The 17,835-nt window shown below is 65.3% G+C and carries 17 protein-coding genes; 6 read left to right on the top strand and 11 right to left on the bottom strand.

Annotated elements, in window-relative coordinates; genetic code table 11:
• Positions 1-184: 184 nt before the first annotated feature.
• On the bottom strand, positions 185-1,327 hold the full coding sequence (gene dksA, locus AC1VWL_RS03940; protein WP_482985839.1) for an RNA polymerase-binding protein DksA: 1,143 nt from the start codon (positions 1,325-1,327) through the stop codon (positions 185-187).
• A gap of 259 nt (positions 1,328-1,586) precedes the next feature.
• On the opposite strand from dksA, the gene yidD reads away from it, so the two are divergent.
• Genes yidD through AC1VWL_RS03925 form a run of 3 tightly spaced genes read left to right on the top strand, consistent with a single transcriptional unit; the run spans position 1,587 to position 4,058 of the window.
• Positions 1,587-1,859 carry a membrane protein insertion efficiency factor YidD gene (yidD, locus tag AC1VWL_RS03935; protein ID WP_282269833.1) on the top strand — a complete coding sequence of 91 codons (273 nt, stop codon included), beginning with the start codon at positions 1,587-1,589 and terminating at the stop codon, positions 1,857-1,859.
• A gap of 1 nt (position 1,860) precedes the next feature.
• Positions 1,861-3,207, top strand: coding sequence for a dihydroorotase (locus AC1VWL_RS03930; RefSeq protein ID WP_482985838.1), 1,347 nt, complete (start codon positions 1,861-1,863; stop codon positions 3,205-3,207).
• On the top strand, positions 3,207-4,058 hold the full coding sequence (locus AC1VWL_RS03925; RefSeq protein ID WP_482985837.1) for a M23 family metallopeptidase: 852 nt from the start codon (positions 3,207-3,209) through the stop codon (positions 4,056-4,058). The genes AC1VWL_RS03930 and AC1VWL_RS03925 overlap by 1 nt, the downstream gene beginning before the upstream one ends.
• A 276-nt stretch (positions 4,059-4,334) precedes the next feature.
• Here the strand turns inward: AC1VWL_RS03925 and AC1VWL_RS03920 are convergent, their stop codons facing one another.
• The 5 genes from AC1VWL_RS03920 to efp all read right to left on the bottom strand — a co-directional run bounded on the left by AC1VWL_RS03920 (position 4,335) and on the right by efp (position 8,698).
• Positions 4,335-5,015, bottom strand: a complete 681-nt coding sequence (locus AC1VWL_RS03920) for a phytoene/squalene synthase family protein (RefSeq protein ID WP_482985836.1) — start codon at positions 5,013-5,015, stop codon at positions 4,335-4,337.
• Positions 5,016-5,034: 19 nt separating this feature from the next.
• Positions 5,035-5,724 (bottom strand): phosphoglycolate phosphatase, encoded by a 690-nt coding sequence (locus tag AC1VWL_RS03915; RefSeq protein WP_482985835.1) that lies wholly within the window; start codon positions 5,722-5,724, stop codon positions 5,035-5,037.
• Positions 5,721-6,443 carry a bifunctional 2-polyprenyl-6-hydroxyphenol methylase/3-demethylubiquinol 3-O-methyltransferase UbiG gene (ubiG, locus tag AC1VWL_RS03910; RefSeq protein WP_282266737.1) on the bottom strand — a complete coding sequence of 241 codons (723 nt, stop codon included), beginning with the start codon at positions 6,441-6,443 and terminating at the stop codon, positions 5,721-5,723. The genes AC1VWL_RS03915 and ubiG overlap by 4 nt, the downstream gene beginning before the upstream one ends.
• A 43-nt stretch (positions 6,444-6,486) precedes the next feature.
• Positions 6,487-7,824 (bottom strand): TRZ/ATZ family hydrolase, encoded by a 1,338-nt coding sequence (locus tag AC1VWL_RS03905; protein ID WP_481533030.1) that lies wholly within the window; start codon positions 7,822-7,824, stop codon positions 6,487-6,489.
• Positions 7,825-8,131: 307 nt separating this feature from the next.
• Positions 8,132-8,698, bottom strand: coding sequence for an elongation factor P (gene efp / locus AC1VWL_RS03900; protein WP_282266739.1), 567 nt, complete (start codon positions 8,696-8,698; stop codon positions 8,132-8,134).
• 100 nt (positions 8,699-8,798) lie between these two features.
• Between efp and epmB the strand changes: the two genes are divergently transcribed.
• Entirely contained in the window at positions 8,799-9,827 is a 1,029-nt protein-coding gene (gene epmB / locus AC1VWL_RS03895; RefSeq protein ID WP_482985834.1) for an EF-P beta-lysylation protein EpmB, read from the top strand.
• Between the two features lie 42 nt (positions 9,828-9,869).
• Here the strand turns inward: epmB and AC1VWL_RS03890 are convergent, their stop codons facing one another.
• The 3 genes from AC1VWL_RS03890 to AC1VWL_RS03880 are packed head-to-tail and all read right to left on the bottom strand — an operon-like array spanning position 9,870 to position 13,759.
• Positions 9,870-12,017: a putative bifunctional diguanylate cyclase/phosphodiesterase gene (locus tag AC1VWL_RS03890; RefSeq protein WP_482985833.1), complete on the bottom strand. Its 2,148-nt coding sequence runs from the start codon at positions 12,015-12,017 to the stop codon at positions 9,870-9,872.
• Positions 12,014-12,931 (bottom strand): phosphate/phosphite/phosphonate ABC transporter substrate-binding protein, encoded by a 918-nt coding sequence (locus AC1VWL_RS03885; RefSeq protein ID WP_482985832.1) that lies wholly within the window; start codon positions 12,929-12,931, stop codon positions 12,014-12,016. Before AC1VWL_RS03885 ends, AC1VWL_RS03890 begins: the two co-directional genes overlap by 4 nt.
• Before the next feature lie 60 nt (positions 12,932-12,991).
• Positions 12,992-13,759 carry an RNA methyltransferase gene (locus AC1VWL_RS03880; RefSeq protein ID WP_482985831.1) on the bottom strand — a complete coding sequence of 256 codons (768 nt, stop codon included), beginning with the start codon at positions 13,757-13,759 and terminating at the stop codon, positions 12,992-12,994.
• Between the two features lie 119 nt (positions 13,760-13,878).
• Here AC1VWL_RS03880 and AC1VWL_RS03875 point away from each other — a divergent pair, with 119 nt between their 5' ends.
• The gene (locus tag AC1VWL_RS03875) at positions 13,879-14,706 is read left to right on the top strand and encodes an inositol monophosphatase family protein (protein ID WP_282266749.1); all 828 of its coding nucleotides are present in this window, start codon (positions 13,879-13,881) and stop codon (positions 14,704-14,706) included.
• Between the two features lie 204 nt (positions 14,707-14,910).
• Here AC1VWL_RS03875 and AC1VWL_RS03870 read toward each other — a convergent pair whose 3' ends face one another.
• Complete coding sequence (locus tag AC1VWL_RS03870) at positions 14,911-15,702, bottom strand: hypothetical protein (protein WP_481533025.1); 792 nt, start codon at positions 15,700-15,702, stop codon at positions 14,911-14,913.
• 283 nt (positions 15,703-15,985) lie between these two features.
• On the bottom strand, positions 15,986-16,852 hold the full coding sequence (gene htpX / locus AC1VWL_RS03865) for a protease HtpX (protein ID WP_296248767.1): 867 nt from the start codon (positions 16,850-16,852) through the stop codon (positions 15,986-15,988).
• A 92-nt stretch (positions 16,853-16,944) separates the two neighbouring features.
• On the opposite strand from htpX, the gene gluQRS reads away from it, so the two are divergent.
• Positions 16,945-17,832 (top strand): tRNA glutamyl-Q(34) synthetase GluQRS, encoded by an 888-nt coding sequence (gene gluQRS / locus AC1VWL_RS03860; RefSeq protein WP_482985830.1) that lies wholly within the window; start codon positions 16,945-16,947, stop codon positions 17,830-17,832.
• Positions 17,833-17,835: the final 3 nt, after the last annotated feature.

The following is a 17,835-nucleotide window of genomic DNA, read 5'->3' as shown; positions in this document are numbered from 1 at the left end:
CCCTTGAACTGGATGCCCGCAGGAGGCCAGCCCGGCCCTGCGCCCTCGTAGCCGACGCGCCACCGCGCCGGGAGCAGCTACTCGCCACGCCCGATTCGAGCTCCAGCAACCAGACAGGCTGAAGCAGCGGCCAACAAAAACCCCGCCGAAGCGGGGTTCCTGTGTTCAACAGCTGCGGCAGGCCTCAGTCGCCCTGCTGCTTCTGCAGGTGCTCCCAACGCTCCTGCGCATCAATCGTGCGTTCGGCGGTGAGGCGGGCTTCCAGGCGATCCAGACCGATGTCCTCGCCGGTATCCACGCAGAAACCATAGTCGCCGGCTTCCAGACGCTTCAGCGTGCTGTCGATCTTGCCGATCAGCTTGCGGTAACGGTCGCGGGTACGCAGTTCCAGCGAATTTTCCGTCTCACGGGTTGCACGCTCGGCTTCATCGCCGATGTCACGCACTTCCTCGCGCAGGTTCTCGATGGTCTGCTTCGATTCCTCGACCAGGTCCGCACGCCAGTTGAGCAGGCGCTGGCGGAAGTACTCCTGCTGCAGCGTGCTCATGTATTCCTCATCTGCAGACGGCTTGTAGCCAGCCGGCAGGATCGGACGGCCAGTGGCCTCGTCGACGTTGTATTCGACAACCTTGTACTTGCTGCGCGGTGCCGGGGCGGTCGAACGCGCGGTTACAGCGACTGCAACCTTGCCCACGGGACGGACGGCAACAGGAGCGGTGGATTTGACGGGAGTTTTGACGTTGGATTTCGAAACAGGCACGGGATTCTTGGATTGCGGGGCCTTGGCCGCTGGAGCCGGCTTGGCAGCAACCGGCGCAGGTGCCGGAGCTGGGGCCGTCTTGGCGACTTCGACCGGGACAGACTTGGCCGCCGCCGGCTTTGCAGCAGGCTTCGGTACGGACTTGACCACGGGTTTGACAGCAGTCTTGAGCGGTTTGGCAGCCACTGGTTCGGCCGCCTTCTTGACTACGGGTTTGGCAACGGGCTTGGTGGCCTTGGCAACCGGCGCAGCTGCTTTCTTGGCAACTGGCGCGGCAACCGGCTTGGTCACCTTCTTGACCGCCGCCTTCTTGGCAGGGGCCGCCTTTTTAGCGACTGCCGTCTTAACCGCAGCCTTCTTGGCGACGGGTTTGCTGGCAGGTGCTGCTGGCTTGACCGGCGTTTTCTTTGCAACCGCCTTGGTGGCGGGTGCTTTCTTCGCGGCCGGCTTGGCAGCCTTGGCCACCGGCTTGCTTGCAACCGGCTTGGACACCGCCTTCTTGACTACAGGTTTGGCGGTTTTCTTGGCGACCTTGACGGCCTTTTTTGCAGGTTTTTTAGCAGCCACGAAACGCTCTTCCTTGTTTCCCCCGGGGCCCGGGAAAGCGGGCCTTTATAGCCTACCCGACCAGCAGCAGCAACCGCGCCGGGCACCGTATGTGAACGGATGCCCGACCCGTGCAGTCCAGGTCCGGTGGCGTCACCGGACCGTTTCGCGCAGTTCGGAACGTAACCAGGCGCGCCATCGCCCCTGGCTGGCAGCGGAAAGCACGTCGTCTTTACCGGCGCCATCCCGCATCCTGCGACAAATCCTGCTCGCTTGCCAAGTGGCTTATCATTCAACCGTGATCGGCCGACTCCTCATTGCCGTACTGCGCTCCTACAAGCGCTTCATCAGCCCCCTGCTCGGGCCGCGCTGCCGTTTCTATCCCAGCTGCTCGGAATACTCCATGGACGCGATCCGTATACACGGTCCGCTACGGGGGTGTTGGCTTACCCTGCGCCGGCTGGGGCGCTGCCATCCGTTCCACCCGGGCGGACTGGATCCGGTCCCGGAGCGCGCCGATTCCCCCTCTTGCCGCTGCACAGGAAAACACTGACATGTCCTCCACGCTTATCCGCAATGCCCGCATGGTCAACGAAGGCCGTACCTTCGACGGCGACCTGCGCATCGAGAACGACCGTATCGCGCAGATCGGCAGTGGCCTGACCCCGCGCGACGGCGAGCAGGTGGTGGACGCGGCTGGCCGTTGGCTGCTGCCGGGCATGATCGACGACCAGGTGCACTTCCGCGAACCCGGCCTGACCCACAAGGGCGACATCGCCAGCGAGTCGGCTGCCGCGGTGGCCGGCGGCCTGACCAGCTTCATGGACATGCCCAACACCAACCCGCCAACCCTGGACTCGACCATCCTCGAAGCCAAGTACGAGCTGGCGAAGGGCCGCGCCTGGGCCAATTACGGCTTCTACCACGGCGCCAGCAACGACAACCTGGAAGCAATCCGCGTGCTCGACCCGAAGAAGGCGCCGGGCGTGAAGGTGTTCATGGGAGCCTCCACCGGCAACATGCTGGTCGACAACCCGGAAACCCTGGACGCGATCTTCCGCGAATGCCCGACCCCGATCATCACGCACTGCGAAGACACGCCGATGATCGACGCCAACATGAAGGCGTTCCAGGAGAAATACGGCGACGCCTTGACCCCGGACATGCACCCGGACATCCGCTCGCGCGAGGCCTGCATAAAGTCCACCCGGCTGGCGATGTCGCTGGCACGCAAGCACGGCACCCGCCTGCACGTGCTGCATATCTCCACCGCAGATGAATTGGCGCTGTTCGAGAAGGGGCCGCTGATCCGGGCCGACGGCAGCCGCAAGCAGATCACCGCCGAGACCTGCGTGCACTTCCTGCATTTCGCGCGCCCGGACTATGCCACCAAGGGCAACCTGATCAAGTGCAACCCGGCGATCAAGGAAGTGTCCGACCGCGAGGCCATCACTGCCGCCCTGGCCGATGACGTGCTCGACGTACTGGCCACCGACCATGCCCCGCACACCTGGGAAGAGAAGCAGAAGCCGTACGCTCAGGCGCCGTCCGGCCTGCCGCTGGTCCAGTACGCGCTGGTTGCCGCGCTGGAGCGCGTGCACGAAGGCAAGCTGAGCCGCGAACAGGTGGTGCAGAAGTTCGCCCACGCCCCGGCACAGCTGTTCGACGTCGAAGAACGCGGCTTCCTGCGCGAGGGTTACTTCGCCGACCTGGTGCTGGTCGAGGACGTGCCGTTCACGGTCAAGCGTGAGGACGTGCTGTCCAAGTGCGGCTGGTCGCCGTTCGAAGGCACCACCTTCCGCTCGCGCATCGCTTCCACCTGGGTCAATGGCCAGCAGGTATGGGACGGCAGCAAGCTGGTGGGCGCACCGGCCGGCCAGCGCATGACCTACGACCGTTGATGCGTTCGGTCCTGATGATGGGTGCGCTGCTGCTTGCAGCGCCCCTGCTCACCGCCCTGCCCGCGCAGGCCCAGGATGGCATCGGCAACCTGCTCGACAACCGGGTCGTGTTCCCTGCCAGTGCCTCACAGGGCGCAATGGTGATCGGCAAGGTCCCGGCCGGCAGCACGGTCCGCTACGCGGGTCGCGAGCTGCGGGTCAGTGGCTACGGCAGCGTGGTGTTCGGTATCGGCCGCGATGAGAAAGGTCCGCTGCAGGTACAGGTGCAGCGCCCGGATGGCGGCAGCGAGAGCGTTTCGATTGCGGTCGCTGCGCGCGACTGGCCGGTGGAACGGGTCAACGGCGTACCGCCGAAGACGGTGAATCCGCCGCCGGCAATCGCCGAACGCATTGCCCGTGAGCAGGCGCAGGTGACCGAATCGCGCAAGCGCGACGACAACCGCACCGACTTCACCCAGACCTTCATCTGGCCGGTGCAGGGCCGCATCAGCGGCCGCTTCGGCAATGCCCGCGTCTACAACGGACAGCCGGGCAGCGGCCATTCGGGCATGGATATCGCCGTGCCCACCGGTACGCCGGTGAAGGCGCCGGCAGCCGGCGTGGTGACATTTGTGGGCCCGGACCTGTACCTGACTGGCGGCACCTTGGTGCTGGACCACGGCTTCGGCATCAGCTCCAACTTCCTGCACCTGTCGCGGATCGACGTGAAGGTCGGCGACAGGATCGAACAAGGGCAGAGCATCGCCGCAGTTGGCGCAACCGGCCGCGCAACCGGCCCGCACCTGCACTGGGGCATGAACTGGTTCGACACCCGCATCGACCCGCTGCTGGTGCTGGAACGCGGCAAATAGGGCAAAGCGCCTGTAGCGCCGAGCCATGCTCGGCAGATGCTCCACCTGTAGCGCCGAGCCATGCTCGGCAAAGGCTTCACCTGTCGGGCCGAGCCAGGCTCGGAAAAGGCCTTCCCGGCAGAGCCTCAGCCGAGCTTGGCTCGGCTCTACCCGTGGGAGCAACGCAAGCCGCGAAGCAAATAGATCAACAGCGCAGAGCCCCCTCATCCGCCCTTCGGGCACCTTCTCCCGTAAACGGGAGAAGGGAGCGACTCCTGCAGACTCCGCCCTATCGCCTCAGCCCCGCGCAGCCCACCAGCTACGCCACAGCAGGCCCGCCGGGCTCGGCTGGTACTCACCGCCACGAATGCGCGCCTGCTGGCGACCACGCGCCAGCACGGCATAGACGCGACGTGGACGTGGGCCGGCAACGCGCGACGGCCAAGCCGCCTGCAGGGCCTTGTCCCATTCCATTTCATTGCTGAAGGCCTGCGGCACCGAAGCCGCCTGTTCCTGCAGGCGCAGCGCCAGCATCTGCGTGGTCAACGCCTCGGCAGCAGACGGTGACGGCTTGCTACCAAACATCGCCGCCTCCACCGCCGCCGCCGCCGCGGCGTACTGCGCCAACCCCTTGCGCGCCTGCGCGGCATCGGCCACAGGATCACGCGCGTCGATCAAGCTCGGCAAGGCATCGGCCAACTGTGCCCACGGTGCACGCACCGGCTCCAGCACGCGGCCCAGCGGATGCCGCGAGCGCTGCAGCTCCCAGCTGCGCAGCTCCTCGCCCCACCAGGCCAGCTTGGCGTCCTGTGGCGTGGTGTCGCCACTGGCGTTCAAGATGTCATCGAATTCCTGCAACAGCGCGAACCAGGCCACGCTGCGCTCACGATCGGCCTCATCGACAAAGCGCTCCACGAAGGCCCATTCCGGCCAACGCTCACGCCACTTGTCCAGGAAGCTGTCCAGCGCACTGCTCACATCAAACCTCGTTGTTGAATCAGGCCGAAGCCGGTTGGGTAGCTGGCCATGCGGCTGGCTGCCAAAGTTCCTGCGGTAGCTCACAAATACCGTCGGCCTGCCACGTCGACGGGTCATCCCCTTCGGGACGGTAACCCCACAACACGGCCACCGACGGCATCCCCGCAGCGCGCGCGGCGATGATGTCGCGCTCGTCGTCGCCGACATAGACGCAGGCACTGGCGGCGGTATTGATCCGCTGCGCAGCCACCTCCAGCGGCAACGGGTGCGGCTTGCGCTCGGCCAGGGTGTCGCCACCGATCAGCACCGCGCAGCGCTGCTCCCAGCCGAGCTGCGGCAGGATCAGGCGGGCCAGGTACTCCGGCTTGTTGGTCACGATGCCCCAGGTGGTGCCCGCGTTTTCCAGCGCCTGCAGCATGGTCTCAACGCCATCGAAGAGCGTCGCGTACTGGCCGATCAGCGCCTCGTAGATTTCGAGGAACTCCGGCACCAGCGCATGCCGTTCGGCATCGGCCATGTGCGGGAAGGCAACCGTCAGCATCGCCCGCGCGCCCTTGGACACCGCCGGGCGCAGCTGCTCCAGCGTCACCTTGCCCATGCCGCGAGCCTGCAGCATGCGGTTGGCGGTAACGACGAAGTCCGGCGCGCTGTCCAGCAAGGTGCCGTCCAGGTCGAACAGCACCGCTGCCGGGAACCTGCCCGCACTCATGCCTGTTCCGGCTTGACCGCGTAGGCCAGGTAGTTGATGTCGGTGCGGCTGCTCAGGCGGGCGCGATTGCGCCACGGCTCGTAGGCCATGCCACTGACGTCCTGCAGCGAGAAATCAGCAGCGCGCAGCCATGCGCCCAGCTCGGCTGGCTTGATGAATTCCTGGTAGTGGTGCGTGCCCTTGGGCAGCAGCCGGGCGATGTACTCGGCACCGACGATGGCGACCGCAAACGCCGCCGGGGTGCGGTTGATGGTGGACAGGAACAGCTTGCCACCCGGACGCAGCAGGCGATGGCAGGCAGCGATGATCGCGCCCGGGTCCGGTACGTGCTCCAGCATCTCCATGCAGGTCACCACGTCGTAGCTGCCCGGCTGTTCTGCGGCCAGGTCCTCGGCTGCCTGCACCCGGTAATCAACGCTGACGCCGGATTCCAGACCGTGCAAGCGCGCGACCTTCACCAGCTCCGGGGCCAGGTCGATGGCGGTAACCTGCGCGCCTTCCTTTGCCAGCGCTTCGCTGAGCAGGCCGCCGCCGCAGCCGATATCCAGCACCTTGGCGCCGCGCAGGGGCGCGCGATCAGCCACATACTTCAGGCGCACCGGATTCAGTGCGTGCAGCGGCTTCTGCGGGCCGTCGGCGTCCCACCAGCGGGTGGCCAATGCGGCGAACTTGTCCAGTTCGGCCTGATCGAAATTGGTGGAGGTGGAAGCTGCACTCATATCGGTTTCCTCGTGCGGCCGCGTGGGGCGGCCGGTTGCGCGGTCAGGCGCGGATGGTACGGATGCGGTCGCGCCACTGGCGCGCATTGGCGGTGATCGCGGCAATGTCCATGTCGACCAGCTGACGCTGGACCAGCTTGGGCTTGCCGGCGATCCACACGTCGCTGACCTGGTGACGGCCAGCGGCATACACCAGCTGTGACAGCACATGATGCAGCGGCTGGGTCTCCAGCGCGGACAGGTCCACGCAGGCCAGATCGGCCTGCTTGCCGACTTCGATCGAGCCGATGCGGTCGCCGAAACCCAGCGCGCGTGCGCCGCCCAGCGTCGACGCACGCAACGTGGTGGCCGCGTCCAGGGCGGTGGCGTCATTGGCCACGGCCTTGGCGAGGATGGCCGCGGTGCGGTTCTCGCTGAACATGTCCAGATCGTTGTTGCTGGCGCAGCCGTCGGTGCCGATCGCCAGATTGACGCCGGCCCTGACCAGCGCACAGGCCGGGCAGAAGCCCGACGCCAGCTTCAGGTTGGATTCCGGGCAATGCACCACGCTGACCCCACGCTCGCCGCACAGGTGGATCTCGGCCTCGGTCAGCTGGGTCATGTGCACCGCGATCAGGCGCTCGTTGACCAGGCCAAGGCGATCCAGTCGCGCCAATGGGCGCTGCCCGTGCAGCGCGATGGAATCGGTGATTTCCTGTGCGGTCTCATGCGTGTGCAGGTGAACGCGGCTGTCGAGCTGGTCGGACAGCATCCGCACCCGCTCGAAATTGGCATCGCTCACCGTGTACGGCGCATGCGGCGCGAAGGCGGTGCCGATCAGCGCATCGTCGCGCCAGGTATCGTGCAGTTCGGTGGCGCGGGCGAAGTACTCGTCGTCGGTCCTGGCCCAGGCGCTGGGGAAATCGATGATCACCGAGCCCACCAGCGCACGGAAGCCATGCTTCTTGTAGACGGCGGCCTGTACGTCGGCGAAGAAGTAGTTTTCGTTCGCACAGGTGGTGCCACCGCGCAACATCTCGGCGATGGCCAGGGTGGTGCCGTCGGCAACGAATTCCGGCCCGATCACCGCCGCTTCCACCGGCCAGATGTGCTCGCGCAACCAGGTCATCAGCGGCAGGTCGTCGGCAACGCCGCGCAGCAGCGTCATCGGGTTATGGGTGTGGGCATTGACCAGGCCCGGGATCAGCGCCGCTTCCGGGCGCGATACGACCTGCCTGGCGCTGAAACGCGCGCGGGCCTCGGTACGCGGCAGCACCGCGACGATGACACCGTTGCTGACCGCCACCGCGTGGTCCTCAAGCACCACTGCATGCGGCTCTACCGGCACCACGTAACCGGCTTCGATCAACAGATCGCATTGCTGGGGTTGGATATCACTCATGCCGGCTCACCTCTGGATCTGTTGCTGTATTCATCCAGCCAAGGCTGGATGCGAAAAAGGCTTCGAGCTTCCCTAAGGTCGCCCGAAGCCCAATGTTACCTGCGTCGCTATGCCGGCCTTGGCGGGGATCGCGCAAAGGCAAATGCCGAAGCCAGAGCGCCCCCCGCCTGCGCGGGGATGACCAGCCGATGCAAATGCCGGAGCCAGCGCAAGTGCTGGAGCCAAAGCCAAGGCAAGAGCGATCCCCGCCTGCGCGGGGATGACGTAATGGCAAAAGCGTTTGCGCTTGCGCAAACGCGCCATTACGTCACTTGACGCGGGCTGAGTATTCGCCCGAACGCGTATCAACGCGGATGATTTCATCCTGGTTGACGAACAGCGGCACGCGCACCACGGCGCCCGACTCCAGGGTGGCCGGCTTGCCGCCGCCGCCCGAGGTGTCACCACGCACGCCCGGATCGGTCTCGACGATCTTCAGCTCGACGAAGTTCGGCGGGGTCACGTCGATCGGGGTGCCGTTCCACAGGGTCACCACGCAGGACTCTTCGCCCTTGAGCCACTTCTCGGCGCCGTTCATGCCGGCCTTGTCAGCCTGCACCTGCTCGAAGGATTCCGGGTCCATGAAGTGCCAGTACTCGCCATCGCTGTACATGAAGTTCATGTCGGTATCGACCACGTCCGCTGCATCCAGCGAATCGGTCGACTTCATGGTCACTTCCTGGGTACGGCCGTCCTTGATCAGGCGGTACTTCACGCGGGTGAAGGCCTGGCCCTTGCCCGGCTTGACGTATTCGGTGTCGATGATGACAGCCGGCTGGTTGTTGACCAGGATTTTCATCCCGTTCTTTACGTCGTTCATGCCGTAACTGGCCATGCTGAAACTCCTGAATTGGCAAAACCGCCGCGTGTTGCGGACGGCCGGATTAGAATGGAACGCCCGCCGTCTGGTGGGCCATCTGTTTTTCTGACCGCCAATGATAACCGCAGCCCCCGCCCTCACTCCAGAAAAAGCCATCCTGACCCTGCCCGACGACCGCTGGCAGGCGCACTGGCGCCAGGCCATCCGCGATCCGGCGGAGCTGCTGGCCATGCTGGGACTGGATGCCGAAGCGGTCGGGGTTTCGGCCGAGGCACTGGCGCAGTTCGCGCTGCGGGTGCCGCGCGGCTTTGTCGCCCGCATGCGCCCTGGCGACCCGACCGACCCCCTGCTGCGACAGGTATTGCCGATCACCGACGAGATGCAGATCGTGCCCGGGTTCAGCTTCGACGCCGTCGGCGACGGTGCGGCCAAGAAAGCCACCGGCGTGATCCAGAAGTACCGCGGCCGCGCCCTGCTGGTCACCACCGGCAGCTGCGCGATCAACTGCCGTTACTGCTTCCGCCGCCACTTCGACTATGCCGGCGAGAACGCCGCCAAGGGCGGCTGGCGCGAGGCGGTGGCGGCGATCGCCGCCGACCCGGGCATCGACGAGGTCATCCTCTCCGGTGGCGACCCGCTGTCGCTGAACACCTCCAAGCTGGCCGAGCTGACCGATGCCCTGGCCGCCATCCCGCACATCAAACGCCTGCGCATCCACAGCCGCCTGCCGGTGGTCCTGCCCGAGCGCGTGGACGACGGCCTGGTGCAATGGCTGGCCAGCCTGCCCTGGCCGGTGGCCTTCGTGCTGCATGCCAACCATGCCAATGAATTCGACGCCCAGGTGGATGCCGCCCTGGCCCGCATCCGCCGCACCGGCGCACAACTGCTCAACCAGGCGGTATTGCTACGCGGCGTCAACGACGAGCTGGACGCACTGGCGGCATTGAGCGAGCGCAGCTTTGCTGCCGGCGTGATGCCTTACTACCTGTACCAGCTGGACAAGGTACAAGGCGCGGCCCACTTTGAAGTCAGTGACGAGCAGGCGCTGGCCCTGCACGCCGCGCTGATGGCCCGGCTGTCCGGTTATCTGGTGCCCAAGCTGGTGCGCGAGATCGCCGGCGACACCAGCAAGCGACCGCTCTGAGACAGAGCGGCCGGGTTTCCGCGGGCCAACCAGGCGGCCAGGTCAGCGCACCGCCGCCATCGCACCGCGTTCGAGCAGGCTCACCAGGCCAGCCGCCTCCAACGGCCGTCCCAGCCAGTAACCCTGGACCAGATCGCAGCCTCGCTGGCTGAGCAGCTCGAACTGCGCCTCCTGCTCCACCCCCTCGGCCACCACGGTAATGCCCAGCGCGTGGGCCATGGCGATGATGGCCGTGGTCAAGGCCAGATCGTCGGGATCGCGCTCCATGTCGGCAACAAAGCTGCGGTCGATCTTGACCCCGTCCACCGGTACCTGGCGCAGGTGGCTGAGCCCGGAGAAGCCGGTGCCGAAGTCGTCCAGCCACACCTTCACCCCGGCCCGGTGCAGCTTTTCCAGCAGGGACACCGCCAGCATCTCATCGCCGATGACCGCCGTTTCGGTCAGTTCCAGATGCAGGCGCGAGGCCGCCAGCCCCGATCCGAGCAAGCTGCTTTCAACCTCCTGCAGCAGGTCACCGTTACGCAGTTGCTTGGGCGAGACATTGACCGAGATGAACAACTCCTCGCCCAGCGCATTGCGCGGCCACTGCTGGGCCTGCTCACAGGCCGCGCGCAACACCTTGGGGCCGATCATCTGGATCAGGCCGCTCTGCTCGGCCACGTCGATGAACACCGACGGTGGGATTGCGCCCAGCGCCGGGTGATCCCAGCGCAGCAGCACCTCCACGCCACACAGCATGCGATCGCGGGTGCGGAAGATCGGCTGGTAAACCAGACGCAGCTCGTTGCGCTCCCAGGCTCCACGCAGTTCCTGCTCCAGGTGCAGGCGCCGCTCCACCGCATGGTCCATGGCCAGGTTGTAGTAACGGAAACAGTTCTTGCCGGCCAATTTGGCCTGGTACATCGCGATATCGCCATTTTTCAGCAGCGCGGTGGCGTCAACTGCATCCTCCGGGAACAAGGTGATGCCAATCGAGCTACCGAGGAAGATCTCGCGCTGCTGCACGTGCAGCGGCTTGCCCAGATCAACCACCAGCCGCTCGGCCAGCTGCTTGGCGATCTCGGCAGCGCTGCTTTGGCCCTGGCTGATCAGGATGACGAACTCATCACCGCCGAACCGCGCCAGCAAGGCGTCGTCCCCACCAATCTGCTCAACGGCGCTGGAGATGTGCTGCGCAAACTGCAGCAGGGCATCGTCGCCGGCCTCATGCCCCAGCGTGTCATTGACCCGCTTGAACTCATCGATATCAATGAACAGCAGCGCCAACCCACGCCCAGCCGCCTGCGCGCGCAGCAAGCGGTGGTCCAGGGCTTCACGGAAAGCGAGCCGGTTGGTCAAGCCGGTGAGTGCATCGGTATAGGCCATCTGGCGCACGTCACGATCGTGCCGGGCAATGCTCTGGCTCATCCGATCGAAGGTGCGCAGCAACTCCCCGACCTCGTCGCCGCGTCGGGTCGCCTGCGCCTCGATCAGGTAATCGCCGCGCTCGATACGCTGCGCCGCCGCGCCCAACCAGCGGATCGGCCGCACCAGCGTGTACTGCACGTAGAACGCCATTACGCAGACAAAACCGAGCAACAGCAGCATCAGGCCCAAGGCCCAGCCCAGTTCCCGCCGCTGTGTCTCCTGCATGCGCTGTTCCAGCGCCTGCATGGACTTGGCTTCCTGGGCACGCACCGGCGCCAGGTTCATGCCTACACGCAGCCCGCCCAGCGGCTGGTCACCAATCGCCAGCGGTACATCGACCTCGAGTATCGACGGCGACTCCTGCACCAGCGGTTTGCGCGAACGCACCGCCGCGTTGGCAAAGGGGTCATTCATCGGCTGGCCATAACCGGCCACATCGAACGAACCATCATGGATCAGCCGCCCTTCCGGGTCGTAGACCAGCACGTAGCTGACCGACTTCTGCCGCGCCGTATTGCGCACCGCTGCACCGATGGCAGCAAAATCGGCGTAATACAGTGGATTTATCAGCGTATCGGCCAAGGCATTGGCCAGGGCGGTGCCGCGCTCACGCACGCCCTGGTCGAACACCTGGCTCAGCACCTCGCCACTGTTGCGCAAGGCCTCGCGCTGGGCAGCAGCCTGGCGCACCAGCATCAGCCCGACAATCGCCACCACCACCAGCAGCACCACGGCACTGCCTGCCAGGAAGCGGGCCTGCAATCCAAACCGGGGCGTGCTCATTCCACCTCCATCCGGATACGGACCAGACCACGGCGCAGACGCTCCAGCGCGCGCAGGTTGTCCGGGTCGACGGGGTGAAAGCCCGTGGTTCCAAAAAACTTGGCCAGCGCCGGCCCGGCCACCGGGTCACTACTGGCCTGCAGCAACACCTGCTGCAGGCGATCACGTACCGCCGGATCGAGGTCGGCGCGCACCATTTCCACTGCACGCGGGATCGGCTCGCTGCGATACAGCACCCGCATGTCCTGGCGGAAGGCTGGCGGCATGGCCTGGTCGTCACTCCAGTCGATGCTGCTGATCACCCCGGCATCCACCACCCGCTTGTGTACATAGGTGGAGATGTTCAGTTCCGTGCGCACGAACACATACCCCACCGAGTCCTCGACCGGGGTGTCGCGCGGGTCCAGCAGGATTTCAGGCTGCAGGTCGTGGTCGAGCAGCTCCATGGCCGGCACCAGGTAGGCACTGGTGGACAGCGCGCTCTGCAGTGCCAGGGTACGCCCGCGCAACCCCTCCAGCGTGGTGATCGGGCTGTCGCGGCGCACGAAGAACACGCTGTGATACGTGCCCACGCCATTGCGCTCGGTCAGCAGCAAGGGCTTGGCGCCCGCCCGCTGGCCCAGCGCCATCGCCGTGCCCGAAGTCTCGGTGACCCAATCGACCCGGCCGCGCCGCAGATAGCTGCCCATCTGCTGCGCGTCCTTGGCCATCAGGATGCGTCCTTCGACGATCCCGACATCGCGCATGCGCGGCACCACATAGTCCAGCAGTGGCTTGAGTTGGTCGTAATGCGACTTCGGATCATCGCTGATCCGCCCCAAGACCAATACCGAACGATCAACCGCCGCCACCGCTACGGGCTGCAGTGCAGCCAGTGTCAGTGCGGCTCCCCAAAGCCATCGCAAGACACCCAAAACGACACCCCCTAATCCATCCCCACAGAGTACCGCTTTTAGCAAAGCGTGATGCAGTCCTCAGCCCTTGTCTGTCGAGGCCAGTCGGGCCATGCGCTGGGCATCGGACAGGATGCCGCGCATCAGCCTGACCTCCTGTTCGGACAGGTCAGCTTTCATGAACAGACGACGGAGCTTGCGCATGGCCGATTCCGGAGCGCGGCCCTTGTGGAAGTCAATCTGGTCCAGGGTATCGCCCAGCTGGCCGAACATCCCTTCCAACTGGGCATGGCTGGCAGGGGCTTCGTCGCGGCCAGGCTCAGCCACTACCGGCGCTGCCACGCCGGGCTGCGCTTCCAGCACCGCCATGCGAACCTCGTAGGCCAGGACCTGGACCGCGGCGGCCAGGTTCAGCGAGCTGAACTCGGGATCGGACGGGATGTGCACGGCGGCATGGCAGAGCTGCAGCTCCTCATTGGTCAAACCGGTGCGCTCGCGACCGAACACAAAGGCCACTTCCGCCGGTTCGGCTGCCTTGGCCACGGCGCGTTGTCCGGCCACTTCCGGCAGCAGCTCTTCCAGCTGCACCCGCCGCGCGCGCGCGGTACAGCCCATCACCAGGCGGCAATCGGCCACCGCTTCGGCAAGGCTGGCGAACACCGGCGCATCGCCGAGCACGTCCTCGGCACCGGCCGAGCGCCGGAAGGCGTCCTCGTCCAGGGGCTTTTCCGGGGCCACCAGGACCAGCCGTGCCAGCCCCATGGTCTTCATCGCACGGGCCGCCGCGCCGATGTTGCCGGGGTGCTGGGTGCCAACAAGAACGAAGCGAATATGAGCGGAAACAGACATGGCGTTAAAAAATCAGGAGCGAGACAGCTGTAGATGGTAAACTGCGCGGCCGGTCAATGCGCCGGACCCGCTCTTTTCCCCCGCCAATCCGATCTCTGCCTTCACGGGAGCCTTTCGCCATGCAGAAACCCGCCGTAACCGTCATGGTCAAGGCCGCCCGCCTCGCCGGCAACGTCCTGCTCCGCAACATCAACAAGCTTGAAGCCCTGAACGTGGTACAGAAGGGTCGGATGGATTACGCCAGCGAAGTCGATGCCGACGCTGAAAAGGTAATCGTCAAGGAACTCAAGCGCGCCTATCCGGAATACGGCATCTTCGGTGAAGAAGGTGGCATCCAGGGCGTCAACCGCATGATGTGGGTGATCGACCCGCTCGATGGCACCAGCAACTACCTGCGCGGCTTCCCGCACTACTGCGTCTCCATCGCCCTGGTTGAAAACGGCGAGCCGACCGATGCGGTGATCTTCGATCCGCTGCGCAACGAGCTGTTCACTGCCTCCAAGGGCAATGGCGCCGTGCTCAACGACCGCCGCCTGCGCGTGGCCGACCGCAAGGACCTGGAAGGCACGATGATCCACACCGGCTTCGCCCCGCGCGAACGCAGCCGTGCCAGCACCCAGCTCAAGACCGTCGATACCCTGCTGGTGCAGGCTGAAGACGTGCGCCGCACCGGCTCAGCCGCGCTGGACCTGGCCTACGTGGCCTGCGGCCGTGCCGACGCCTACTTCGAGGCTGGCGTGAAGGCATGGGACATCGCTGCCGGCGTGCTGCTGGTTCGCGAAGCCGGCGGCAAGGTCTGCAACTACCGCGGCGCGCCACTGGACCGCATGGACTCGCGCGGCCCGGAGACCCAGCAGGTCGTGGCCGGCAATATCAAGGTGTGCGAGGCCCTGCAGAAGGTCATCGTCAACACCGGCTACGCTGCCGAGTTCGACCCGAAGTTCTGATTCAGCTGCCACAAGCAGCGAGTCATTCGAAATCCGATGCCAGGCTCCTGGCATCGGATTTTTTGTGGGTAAAGCTCTGTTCACCGATTGTCTTGTGGGAGCTGCGCAAGCCGCGAAGCAGGAAATCCATCAGATGACACAAGCCGCCGGCGCCCCAGCAATGCCGGCTTCGCAGCTGACGCGGCTCCCACAACGTCGGGCCAATCAGCCAGCCGGCACCGCAGGAACCACCGCACCCGCCACAGGCTGCCGGCCCCAGCCATGGCGGGCGGCCAACCAGATCTCCAGCACCACCAGCGCCATCACGATCAGCAGCGGCAACAGCAAGCCAAAGTAGATACCCGGCATCATCGAGCTGATCTGCGCCTTCAATAGACGGATCACGCCCTTGGTATGCAGCAGCTCGCTCATGCGCATGCCCAGCGCCTCGCGGAACACGGCTTTATCAAGCCCACTGCGGCCACCAACCTCCTTCACCAGGCTGTCCTCCACCCATTGCAGCATCACTTCGCTGCGCAGGTGCTCGATGCCCTTGCGCGCCAAGCGTTGCGGCATGCTTTCGCCACTGAGCATGCTCACGTCGGCCAGCCGATGCTCACTCAGATAGGACTCCACGGCCATGCGCGCGGCATCGTGCGCGGTGACATCATCGCGCAGCATTGCCTCCAACTCCGGCGTATCCAGCGACTGCCCGAATTCGAGCAGCCAATGCTCGGTCGCAGCCTGCAGATGTGGCTGGAAGTGATCGATCTGTTTGTACAGCGCACGCTGCCCACCAGCAACCAGCCCAACCTGCAACCCAATGAAGGCAAACAGCAGCGGCAACACCACCACATAGCTGGCAATCAGCCAGTGATGCCAACGCCGTCGTCGGGCAAGGCCCCCCCTTCGCGCCAGAGCGATCCACACTGCCACACCCAAGGCCAGCCCAAGAACCGCTCCAAGCAATGAGCCGCCGATCAAATCCAGCACGCTCAGCCCATTCCAGAATTCCATTGCCCAATATTGCGCGTCCTGCACCACATGCTCCCCATTCGTCTGCAGTGCCCAGAAGGGTAGACACAAACCCGTGGACCGAGAATACAAGTGTCTGGTTTCTACGGACGGCAAAAAGCAAAACTGCTACGTGCATGCACAGTCAGCGACGAGGGCACAGCTACAGCCGCGGCGGCAAAACAGACAACGCCCCTTACGGGGCGTTGTCGTCAATCACTTGCGAACCGTGCTGGAACCGGGACAGTTGCCGCACGCGCTGCGCGCAGCAGCTTCAATTGCCGGCTCAGGCCACCGTCGAGGAACGCAGCGCGGCGATACGCTCTTCCAGCGGCGGATGGCTCAAGAACAACTTCTTGGCCGTGGAGCCGGCAATACCGAATGCCGCGATCTGGGTCGGCAAGGTGCTCTGGCCGTGGTTGAGCTTCAAGCGCTCCAGTGCGGCGATCATCTTCTGGCGACCCGCCAGCGACGCACCGCCGTGGTCGGCGCGGAACTCGCGACGGCGCGAGAACCACATCGCGATCATCGTTGCGAACAGGCCGAACACCATCTCAAGCACGAACACGATGATGTAGTACGCAAAACCACGGCCGCCGCCTTCGCGATTGCCCGACAGCGCACTGTCGATGATGCCGCCGACCACGCGCGCCAGCACGATGACGAAGGTGTTCAACACGCCCTGCAGCAGCGCCATGGTGATCATGTCGCCATTGGCAACGTGGGCGATTTCATGGCCCAGCACCGCCTCGGCCTCGTCCTCGCTCATGTTGTGCAGCAGGCCGGTGGACACCGCCACCAGTGCGTTGTTGCGGTTGGCGCCGGTCGCAAAGGCATTGATCTCGGGAGCGTCGTACACCGCCACTTCCGGCATGCCGATGCCGGCCGCCTTGGCCTGGCGGGCCACGGTGTCCAGCAGCCAGCGCTCGGTCTGGTTGCGCGGCTCGGTGATCACGACCGCGCCGGTGCCGCGCTTGGCCATGAACTTGGACAGCAGCAGCGAGATGATCGAGCCACCGAAGCCAAAGATGGCCGCCATGACCAGCAAGCCGCTCATCTTCGAGGGGTCAGTCCCCAGCAGAGACATGACGACGCTGGCCAATGCCAGCACTGCCAAGTTGGTCAGAAGAAACAGCCCGATACGGGTAAACATGGGAAACAGATCCATAAGGATTGGAGATAGAGGCAATTTGCGGCGCAGACAGCTTGAATTCAAGCATTAATCTGACCGACGATTCAGTTTCGATGCCAGCTATTCCCTACCGCGGCCGCTTTGCGCCCTCCCCGACCGGCCCTTTGCACCTGGGTTCCATGCTGGCCGCCTTCGGCAGCTGGTTGCTGGCCCGCCATGCCGGTGGCCACTGGCTGGTGCGCGTGGAGGACGTAGACCCCCCTCGTGAAGTCCCCGGCGCGGTCGATTCACAGCTGGCCACGCTCAGCGCGTTCGGACTGACGTCGGACTTGCCGGTGCAATTCCAGAGCCAGCGCAACGCCCTTTACCAGGCAGCCATCGAACAACTGCTGGATCAGGGCAAGGCCTTTGCCTGCCACTGCAGCCGCGCCGACCTCGCCAGCCAGGGCGGCATCCACCGCCACTGCGCTGCCAGCCAACAGCGCCCGCAACCAGCAATCCGTCTACGCGTGGCCGACGGCAGCCACGTCAGCTTCGACGACGCCCTGCAGGGCCGGCAGCAACAGGACGTGGACCGCGACGTCGGCGACGTGGTCCTGCTGCGCGCCGATGGTTATTGGGCCTATCAGCTGGCCGTGGTGGTGGACGACGCCGATCAGGGCATCACCCACGTGGTACGTGGCGCTGACCTGATCGACTCCACTGCCCGGCAGATCCTGCTGCAGCAGGCGCTGTGCCTGCCCACCCCGCACTATCTGCACCTGCCGTTGCTGCTGGACAGTGCCGGACAGAAGCTGTCCAAGTCGCAGGCCGCCATCCCCGTGGACAGCGCCCAGCCCCTGCCCGTGCTGCGCTGGCTGTGGGCGGCATTGGGCCAGCCGCCGCCTGCCCTGGATGCTGCAACCAGCGTTGCCGAGGCGCTGCAGCACGCGGCCGCCGCCTTCGAGCCGACCCGGCTGCAAAAAACCTCGCTTCTGGCCCCGCTGCAGCCCCCGGGCTGAGCG

The organism is Stenotrophomonas sp. STEN063 (assembly GCF_056854515.1).
Note: the sequence above shows the minus strand (reverse complement) of the source record. Positions and strands in the feature narration are given on the sequence as shown.

Excerpts from the sequence above, each read along its gene's own strand:
- epmB (WP_482985834.1), top strand. The coding sequence starts at position 8,799 with ATGATAACCGCAGCCCCCGCCCTCACTCCAGAAAAAGCCATCCTGACC.
- AC1VWL_RS03925 (WP_482985837.1), top strand. The coding sequence starts at position 3,207 with ATGCGTTCGGTCCTGATGATGGGTGCGCTGCTGCTTGCAGCGCCCCTG.
- AC1VWL_RS03890 (WP_482985833.1), bottom strand. The coding sequence starts at position 12,017 with ATGAGCACGCCCCGGTTTGGATTGCAGGCCCGCTTCCTGGCAGGCAGT.
- AC1VWL_RS03905 (WP_481533030.1), bottom strand. The coding sequence starts at position 7,824 with ATGAGTGATATCCAACCCCAGCAATGCGATCTGTTGATCGAAGCCGGT.
- AC1VWL_RS03875 (WP_282266749.1), top strand. The coding sequence starts at position 13,879 with ATGCAGAAACCCGCCGTAACCGTCATGGTCAAGGCCGCCCGCCTCGCC.
- gluQRS (WP_482985830.1), top strand. The coding sequence starts at position 16,945 with ATGCCAGCTATTCCCTACCGCGGCCGCTTTGCGCCCTCCCCGACCGGC.
- AC1VWL_RS03915 (WP_482985835.1), bottom strand. The coding sequence starts at position 5,724 with ATGAGTGCGGGCAGGTTCCCGGCAGCGGTGCTGTTCGACCTGGACGGC.
- ubiG (WP_282266737.1), bottom strand. The coding sequence starts at position 6,443 with ATGAGTGCAGCTTCCACCTCCACCAATTTCGATCAGGCCGAACTGGAC.
- htpX (WP_296248767.1), bottom strand. The coding sequence starts at position 16,852 with ATGTTTACCCGTATCGGGCTGTTTCTTCTGACCAACTTGGCAGTGCTG.
- AC1VWL_RS03930 (WP_482985838.1), top strand. The coding sequence starts at position 1,861 with ATGTCCTCCACGCTTATCCGCAATGCCCGCATGGTCAACGAAGGCCGT.
- AC1VWL_RS03870 (WP_481533025.1), bottom strand. The coding sequence starts at position 15,702 with ATGGAATTCTGGAATGGGCTGAGCGTGCTGGATTTGATCGGCGGCTCA.
- AC1VWL_RS03880 (WP_482985831.1), bottom strand. The coding sequence starts at position 13,759 with ATGTCTGTTTCCGCTCATATTCGCTTCGTTCTTGTTGGCACCCAGCAC.
- efp (WP_282266739.1), bottom strand. The coding sequence starts at position 8,698 with ATGGCCAGTTACGGCATGAACGACGTAAAGAACGGGATGAAAATCCTG.